We start from the raw sequence: 7,980 nt of genomic DNA on the forward strand, positions 1-7,980 counted from the left end.
TTGAGCTTTTATTTTAAATATAATAAGATGATAAAAGTTAACTGGAGCGATTAAGACAGTTTTAACTCATGGATGTTCATAACCGGTTCACAAATAGAAAAGTATGCTGGTCAACTTAAACTTATTAATGCTTAAATTTAAGAAACACCACCTCTTATGGAACCACGAGATATACAATTACTGGAATTGAGACCTGAAATTCCTTCTGCAAAACTCACCAATAACATGAGTGCAGATGAAAGATTTCAAAACGAGACTTTAAGGCCATTGGCTAAACTTCAAAATGATTTGATGCTGGCTGTTTTCAGAAATTACATTAAAAAACATAAGAATAAGTTCTACGAGCTTAAGCTTGACAAACGAATGTTATATATCGATAACGCCGTACAAAGGGATATAAAGTTCAGGAATAGCCTTAAAGGGATCATTATTGGCCAATTTACCCTGGGAGAATATGAACGTTATATTGAAAATTCATCTGCTTTGAATAAGCGAATGATGAATATAGTAAGGGAGCGATTACAAAGCAATATCCAGTTACTGGAACATAATATGGCGTATTAGTAGCCCAATTAAAATTGTGATCGTAAAGCTCATCAGGGTACCTATAAGTACATATTCGGTTTGCTTTCTGGCACCGGTTTCAGATTTATCGCTGAACCTTAATATGGATTTGGCCGCGATCAAAAATCCAATGGCAGAAAAATTACCGGTTAGAATAAAGGTAAGGACAAGTATCCTTTCAAAAATCCCTATATACCTTCCGGCTGCATCGAGACTATTTTTTTTAAGATCATATTTTACTTCGGTCTGCCAGCGGCTGGTGGCTTTCCCAATAAGAAAACCAGCAGGAAAAATAATAAACAGGTATCCAATAAGGATGCTAAGAATGGCCTGAGATTCCAGCGCATTCGATAAAAAAGGAATAATATTCCAGAAATTATCTGTGATATAAAACCAGGCTAAAAGAATGGCGAACAAATGTAGAATCTGGTCTGCAATGAATATTTTAAAACTATCTCGGGAAAACTGAAGTTTCCATAGATCGATAAAAAAATGGGTTACGGCAATAAAAATCCCAACAAACCAGTACTCGATTCTTGCCAGAAATAACAGGGTGAGAAATCCGGCTATCGCGGAATGTAAATAAAGATAAACAGATTTCGCCTTTTTTCGTTTTTTGTCCTGAACCCATTTTGTTGGCTGTACCACAAAATCTGTGATAATGTGTGCTAGCAATAATTGTAACAGGATTAATAAGCTATTTTCCATTTGTAAAATTTTCTGTGATCACCTGAGCAAAACGAGCGAGCAAAAGTTCTATGGCATCCCAGCCTGCAGCCTTTTTTCTCTGATTAACCGCGGACTGACTTATTCCTATTTCATCTGCAATTTCAGTTTCTTTCAATCCTTTTAATAAATAGTAAACTACTTCTGCCGAGGCTGTACTCCATTTATCTGATATTATCTCGAATAGAAAAAGAGACGCCTCAAATTCAGCATTTATATTTTCAATGGGAGTGACCAGTTTAATCTTTCTACCTTCTTCCTTTAAATCGTCAAGTGCCCGTCCCGAAAATTGAAAAGCCTGCCCATTCGATTCTAAAATGGAAGTTCTCTTAAAGTCAAAAGTGCCTATACCTATGGAAACTCTTAAATCTGCTTCCTTTTTAAAAGAGTTTGTATTTTTTCCAATTCTTGAATGGAGTTTATTAATTGCGGTTTTAAATAAGATGGCCGTCTTTAATGCATGAATTGGAGGTAATATCCCCTGAAGGCTGTCACCACGGTAAATTTCAAAATTACTCTGGATATCAGCTTTTTCTAAATATCCAAATTCTGAATTAAGGGTATTAAGTACCCGCTCCAATAATTGTGAGGAATATCCTGAAGATTCTAAAAGATCTGCTGAAATAACTGCTATCATTACCCAAATATAATAAAATAAGTTTAAAGACTTATAAAAGACATTTATAAGCACACAGGCTAATAAGATTGTTGAATAAGCTTATGCTCTAATATTGTTCTATCGGCCTTTGGAAGCCATATTAAATATTTCCTAAATCTTCGTCCAGCCCCGATAGCTTAATTAATTTTATTTCGAATTAGAAAAACAAAAAAATGGTAGCTAACAAAGAAGAATTATTTTATAAATGTCTTGATACGGTTATCAAACAGATCGAAAAGTATCAAAATGAAATGGATCAAATCAAAGAATCCATGGAAAATAATGATGCGCATACAGATTATGATGAGGACGATAGTAAAGGCCAGTTATTAGGAGATTTTGAGAAATATGCGGAATACCTGGATAATTCCAGAAAAATGAAGGAAAAACTAAGCAAGATCGACCGCAAACATTATACTGAGGCAATCGATTTTGGAAGTATCGTGGAAACCTCTGAAAATTACTATTTCATTTCAGCTGCTCTTGGTAAAGTGGTACTTGATGATGGTAGCTCTGTTTATGCAATTTCAACAGATGCTCCAATTTATCAGGACATGAAAGGGAAAAAAGCAGGAGATACTTTTTCCTTTAACGATAAAGAATTCAAGATAAAGAACGTCCAGTAATTATTCAGGATATTCAATTCTCAAATGGTAGATGTTCTTTAATTTCCTTTTCAAAATTTTCTTCACCATTTGAATTTCCTTAAAAGTAATATTAGAATTAAGGAACTGACCTTCATCCATTTGCTTATCGATGATCTTTTCTACAAAATTATCGATTAGGATAGAAGTTGGTTCCTTAAGACTTTTACTTGCAGCCTCCACACTATCACACATCATTAAAATAGCAGTTTCCTTACTAAAAGGAATTGGTCCCGGATATCTGAAATCTTCAGCTAAAGCATTTTCGTTGATCTCCTTCTCTTTTTTATAAAAGTAATATACGGTGCTCGTACCGTGATGAGTTCTTATAAAGTCAATTACCCTGTCTGGTAAATTGTTTTTCTTGGCACATTCGATCCCTTTGATCACATGTTCAATAATAATCTGTGCACTTTCCCTTGGTGACAATTCATCGTGTGAATTCACAGAGGTAGTTTGATTCTCGGTAAAATAAGTAGGATTATACATTTTACCAATATCATGATATAAGGCTCCTACCCTAACCAGCATTGCATTGGCATTGATCTCATTCGCAGCTGCTTCAGCAAGATTTGCAACATTTAAACTATGGTGAAAAGTACCGGGTGCTTTTTCTGCCAGTTCTTTTAGTAATTTTGAGTTGGTGTCTGACAGTTCCAGTAGAGACATGTCGCTTACCATTCCGAAGATTTTTTCGTAAACGTAAATAAGCGGCTGTACAAATAAGGTTGCCAGTCCACCAAGCAGGAAAGTAAGGAAGATCTCCGGCTTCATATCGTCAATATTCCCTTCCTGAATAACTGTGAAAGCAAAATAGGCTACTATATATACCAAAGTGATCTGGCCAACAGAAATAAATAGATTGGCCCTTTTATACAATTCACTAACCGTTAGTATGGTCACAATCCCGGCAATGATTTGCAAAAACATATATTCATAACTATTCGGGACAATAAACCCAAGCAGCAATACCGTAATAACATGGGTAAATAGACCAAGGCGCGCATCAAAAAAGGCTTTTAAGGTAAGAGGCAGTATACATAAAGGCACCACATACACGTAATCAATTTCAAAGTTCACCACCAACGTAGTGAGCATAACCATGAAAATGATATTGAAAAATATGAAGGTTACTTTTACATTGTTATCAAAAATAACCACCCGATATTTTCTCATAAAAAGCAATAACATGAGGAGAGCAAGAGCAACCAGAGTACTGTAACCAACAATAATCCAGTTATAATTGGACTGGCTCCAGACCTGAGATTCATATTCTGCTTTTAAAGAACGCAGGATGTGATATTTATTCCCTTCAACTACTTCACCTTTCGCAATTATCCTGCTGCCCTGCTCAATAATTCCCCGGGTATAAGAGATATTATTCAATTTACTCGCAAGTTCATTTTGAGTAAGTTCATTATTAAAGGTGACATTTGGCTCAACGGTATTAAAGAAGACTTCGAGTAATTCCGTTTTAAACGATGCAAAGCCCGAATTTGAAATCTCCTCACTTAGAAAGTTCCTTATCTCACCCTGTTTCAGAATTCTTCTATAAGCTACTTCTGAAGCCTCATTTCCTTTTAATAAATAGACCAGATGATCCGGGTCTAAACGCTCACTTTCCTGAAGAAGCCCAAATTCATAGATCTTTTCAACAGTTTCAGAAACAAAATTATCTATGATCGTTTCATAAACACTTAAGGTACTATCCGGAAATACATTATTTACTTCCCTTAAGGCTTCGTCTTTAATAAGCTCCGGTTTCTCGGTATCAAAATTATAATAGGGAATCTGAGATCTGGTGATATCCTGTTTCTCTGCAGCAACTTCTTCATCTGTCTTTAAGATCGCAAAATCGAATGGAGCATATAAATTTTCATATTGCCAGGGCTTTCCTTTAGGAATATCATATTTAAACTTACCTCCTTTAGGAAGCAGGTAAACAATTAAAACTGAGGTAAGCACGAACAGGAAAACTTTATAAAAAAGCGCCTGATTTTTGTAAAGTTTATTTACGAAATCGCTCATATATCTTCGGGTAATGCTCAAATGTAGTAAAAATAGGCCTTAATAAGCTTAGGTTATTTAATCTCTTATAAAATCACTAACTTCGCAACACTTGAAAATATTAAAACTAAAAACATGAATAAAGAAGTAGTTATAGTAAGTGCTGCGAGAACTCCAATTGGGAGTTTTTTAGGTAGCTTATCCACCATTCCAGCCACAAAATTAGGGTCTATTGCCATTAAAGGCGCACTTGAAAAAATTAACCTTAAACCAGAATTGGTTCAGGAAGTTCTAATGGGAAATGTGGTACAGGCAGGTGTTGGACAGGCACCGGCAAGACAGGCTTCTCTTGGGGCAGGAATCCCGGATTCCGTTCCTTGTACTACTATTAATAAAGTTTGTGCCAGCGGGATGAAAGCGGTAATGCAGGGAGCTCAATCCATTATGTTGGGTGATACCGATATCGTTGTGGCCGGAGGGATGGAAAATATGAGTTTAATCCCTCATTATATTCATTTAAGAAACGGAAAGAAATTTGGACCAGCCAGCATGGAAGATGGAATGCAAAAGGATGGTCTTGTGGATGCTTACGATCACAATGCGATGGGTGTTTGTGCCGATCTTTGTGCAACAGAACATGACTTTTCAAGAGAAGATCAGGATAAATTCGCTATCACATCTTATGAGCGTTCGGCAAAAGCCTGGAAAGAAGGTAAATTTGATAATGAGGTTGTTCCGGTAGAAGTACCACAAAGAAAAGGAGACCCGATTATAGTTAAAGAAGATGAGGAATATAAGAATGTTCGAATGGACAAAATTTCATCTTTAAGACCGGCATTTTCTAAAGAAGGTACAGTAACTGCTGCAAATGCTTCAACTATAAACGATGGTGCCGGAGCAGTGGTTTTGATGAGCCGTGAAAAAGCTGATGAACTTGGAATTAAGCCTCTTGCCACAATTAAAAGTTTTGCCGATGCAGCAACCGAACCAAAATGGTTCACCACTGCCCCGTCTAAAGCTCTTCCTAAGGCTATTGCTAAAGCAGGAATTGAACTGAGCGATGTGGATTACTTTGAGTTTAATGAAGCTTTCTCTGTAGTTGGTCTGGCAAACATGAAAATTTTAGGCCTTAACGATTCCAATACTAACGTAAACGGTGGTGCAGTTTCTTTAGGTCATCCTCTTGGTTGCAGTGGGGTAAGAATAATCATAACTTTATTGAACGTTCTGGAACAAAATAACGGAAAACTTGGAGCAGCTGCTATTTGTAATGGTGGTGGTGGTGCTTCAGCAATGGTAATTGAACGTAACTCTTAAGACAATCAAGATATAAATGCAATACGGTATTGGCCATTTGAGTATTGTACCGCTAAGGGTTTCAGCCAACTGTCAAAGCGAGATGATCTCCCAGCTTTTATATGGAGAACATTTCAAAATTCTGGAAGAAAGAGCTCATTGGAGCCGAATTAGGAATGCTTTTGACGGGTTTGAAGCCTGGATCGATAACAAGCAGTTTAGAAAAATTAATGAAGCTGAATTTCATTCTTTAGAAGAGAATGATTTTCAGCTTTCTTCAGATCTTATTGAATATATAACTGACGAAAATGGACTTCTAATGCCCATTGTATTGGGATCTGTTTTAAATTACGCCAGTCAACTGGGTCATACTTTCGAAGGAGAATTTGAAAAAGCCTCAGGGAAAACCAAAGCAGATCTTATTAGAACTGCCAGTCTTTTTTTGAATGCTCCTCAGGCAGCAGGTGGAAGAACTCCATTTGGAATAGACGCCAGTGGATTAACCCAGGCTGTTTATAAAAAGAACGGGTTTAAAATTAAAAGAAGTGCTGCTGAACAGGCTAAACAAGGAGAAGCTCTGAGTTTTATAGAAGAGAGTGAACCCGGAGATCTTGCTTTTTTTGATGATAACGATGGGGTTATCAACCATGTGGGATTAATGATGCAGGATAACTATATAATTCATGTAGATGGGAAAGTCAGAATTGACAGAATAGATCATTCCGGAATTTTCAATGCAGAATTAAGGAAACACACTCACAAATTAAGAGTTATTAAAAAGATTATTTAGTCCTTTATTCAATTTAAGGCATAAAAAAACCCGCTGAATTTCAGCGGGTTTTTTATTTCTATACTGGTGAATCTAATTAAAGCTTGGCTTTAAGTTCATCAGCCTTTTCCTGCATACCTAAGTTAGTGTAAAGGTTCATTGCAGTTCTAACTATTTCAGTATTATCAGGCTCTATTTCCATTGCTTTTTCAAGGAAAGGAAGAACAGATCTATAGATCTCTTTTCTTTGCTTGTCAAGCTCATCATAACGCTGGTTATCTTTCTTGCTCATTCCAAGTCCATTCATTTCTTCAATGATGGCTCTTTCAGCATTTAACATAGCTGCTGCAAGGTTAATTCTGGCGTCATTGAACTCAGGATCAATTTCCAAAGCTTTCTCGTAGTTCCTGATGGCATTTTCACTATCCTTTAGCTCCATATACATCAACCCGATGTTATTGAAAACTGTTGGATTGGTTTTATCCATTTCTCCTGCATTCTCCAAAATTGCGATAGCTTTTGCTTGCTCTCCCATTTGGTAATACATGTTAGCTTCAGATAATAATAGAGAAACATCATTAGGATTTGCAGCCTTAGCTTCATCTATAGATGCGATAGCTTTATCAAATTGCTTCTGGTTAATGTAGATTCTTGCGATCAATGAAGCAATTTCACCTTTTTTAGATGGAATCTTCTCAACCTGAGGATCTGTATATTGACCAGTTTTGATCATAAGATCCATTTGTTGCTTAGATCCAAGATTTTCTTTCTCTCCTGTTTCAACATTCACAGCAGTATAAGATTTCCCTGAACCATCATATCCAAGATCATTCAATTGCTGAAGAAATTCTACAGCTTTATCATAATTTTGCGCCTGTACAAGGTTGTTGGCTGCATAATATAGGTATACAGTATCCTGCTTGCTGATTTTATAACTTGTATAAAGTTTTTCTGCTGCAGATTCATAGTTCTCAGTTCCCTGATCTTCAATTGCACTATTCAGCAAATCATTTTTTAAGCTAGCTAAAGCTTCAACAGCATCATCGTTACCCATTTCTACAGCTTTTGCATAAGCCATAGCAGCGGTTTCAAGATCGGCATTTGTAGGAGTTCCGGCTGCATAAGCCTGACCTTTATATAGGTAGAATCTTTCCTGCCATTTGCTATTCAGTTCAGATAACTTAGGTTCAGCGATTTTTAGCTGAGCCTTAGCTTCGTCAAATTTGCTGTCTTCTATTGCGTCTTCAGCATTTTTAATCTGGTCTTTTTGTGCAAAAGCGGACAAAGTAAGAACTGACAATGCCGCAGTTAAAATA

Annotated in this window: 8 protein-coding genes; 4 read left to right on the forward strand and 4 right to left on the reverse strand. The window is 36.5% G+C overall.

The features are described 5' to 3' along the window. The first annotated feature begins 156 nt into the window (after nt 1–156). Nucleotides 157–564, forward strand: a complete 408-nt coding sequence (locus ACNKXV_RS08110) for a glyoxalase (protein ID WP_417907211.1) — start codon at nt 157–159, stop codon at nt 562–564. Here ACNKXV_RS08110 and ACNKXV_RS08115 read toward each other — a convergent pair. Beyond that, nucleotides 538–1,272 (reverse strand): DUF3307 domain-containing protein, encoded by a 735-nt coding sequence (locus ACNKXV_RS08115; protein WP_417907212.1) that lies wholly within the window; start codon nt 1,270–1,272, stop codon nt 538–540. The genes ACNKXV_RS08110 and ACNKXV_RS08115 overlap by 27 nt on opposite strands. Continuing rightward, complete coding sequence (locus tag ACNKXV_RS08120) at nt 1,262–1,927, reverse strand: hypothetical protein (protein WP_417907213.1); 666 nt, start codon at nt 1,925–1,927, stop codon at nt 1,262–1,264. Before ACNKXV_RS08120 ends, ACNKXV_RS08115 begins: the two co-directional genes overlap by 11 nt. 194 nt (nt 1,928–2,121) lie before the next feature. Here ACNKXV_RS08120 and ACNKXV_RS08125 point away from each other — a divergent pair, with 194 nt between their 5' ends. Beyond that, nucleotides 2,122–2,574: a transcription elongation factor gene (locus ACNKXV_RS08125; protein WP_417907214.1), complete on the forward strand. Its 453-nt coding sequence runs from the start codon at nt 2,122–2,124 to the stop codon at nt 2,572–2,574. Here ACNKXV_RS08125 and ACNKXV_RS08130 read toward each other — a convergent pair whose 3' ends face one another. Then, a complete protein-coding gene (locus ACNKXV_RS08130; protein WP_417907215.1) occupies nt 2,575–4,620 on the reverse strand; it encodes an HD family phosphohydrolase in 2,046 nt (681 codons plus the stop codon). It abuts the gene before it with no gap. Nucleotides 4,621–4,734: 114 nt separating this feature from the next. Between ACNKXV_RS08130 and ACNKXV_RS08135 the strand changes: the two genes are divergently transcribed. Both ACNKXV_RS08135 and ACNKXV_RS08140 read left to right on the forward strand, forming a co-directional pair. Further along, nucleotides 4,735–5,916: an acetyl-CoA C-acyltransferase gene (locus tag ACNKXV_RS08135; protein WP_417907216.1), complete on the forward strand. Its 1,182-nt coding sequence runs from the start codon at nt 4,735–4,737 to the stop codon at nt 5,914–5,916. Between the two features lie 16 nt (nt 5,917–5,932). Beyond that, the gene (locus ACNKXV_RS08140) at nt 5,933–6,685 is read left to right on the forward strand and encodes a C40 family peptidase (protein ID WP_417907217.1); all 753 of its coding nucleotides are present in this window, start codon (nt 5,933–5,935) and stop codon (nt 6,683–6,685) included. A gap of 76 nt (nt 6,686–6,761) precedes the next feature. Here ACNKXV_RS08140 and ACNKXV_RS08145 read toward each other — a convergent pair. Further along, on the reverse strand, nt 6,762–7,980 hold a 1,219-nt coding region (locus ACNKXV_RS08145; protein WP_417907218.1), incomplete at its 5' end, for a tetratricopeptide repeat protein.

The sequence above is a fragment of the Christiangramia aquimixticola genome (assembly GCF_048285835.1).
Classification (GTDB): domain Bacteria; phylum Bacteroidota; class Bacteroidia; order Flavobacteriales; family Flavobacteriaceae; genus Christiangramia; species Christiangramia aquimixticola.

What these genes read in the sequence shown, in the direction of transcription:
- ACNKXV_RS08110 (WP_417907211.1), top strand. Translation starts at nt 157, where the DNA reads ATGGAACCACGAGATATACAATTACTGGAATTGAGACCTGAAATTCCT.
- ACNKXV_RS08115 (WP_417907212.1), bottom strand. Translation starts at nt 1,272, where the DNA reads ATGGAAAATAGCTTATTAATCCTGTTACAATTATTGCTAGCACACATT.
- ACNKXV_RS08120 (WP_417907213.1), bottom strand. Translation starts at nt 1,927, where the DNA reads ATGATAGCAGTTATTTCAGCAGATCTTTTAGAATCTTCAGGATATTCC.
- ACNKXV_RS08125 (WP_417907214.1), top strand. Translation starts at nt 2,122, where the DNA reads ATGGTAGCTAACAAAGAAGAATTATTTTATAAATGTCTTGATACGGTT.
- ACNKXV_RS08130 (WP_417907215.1), bottom strand. Translation starts at nt 4,620, where the DNA reads ATGAGCGATTTCGTAAATAAACTTTACAAAAATCAGGCGCTTTTTTAT.
- ACNKXV_RS08135 (WP_417907216.1), top strand. Translation starts at nt 4,735, where the DNA reads ATGAATAAAGAAGTAGTTATAGTAAGTGCTGCGAGAACTCCAATTGGG.
- ACNKXV_RS08140 (WP_417907217.1), top strand. Translation starts at nt 5,933, where the DNA reads ATGCAATACGGTATTGGCCATTTGAGTATTGTACCGCTAAGGGTTTCA.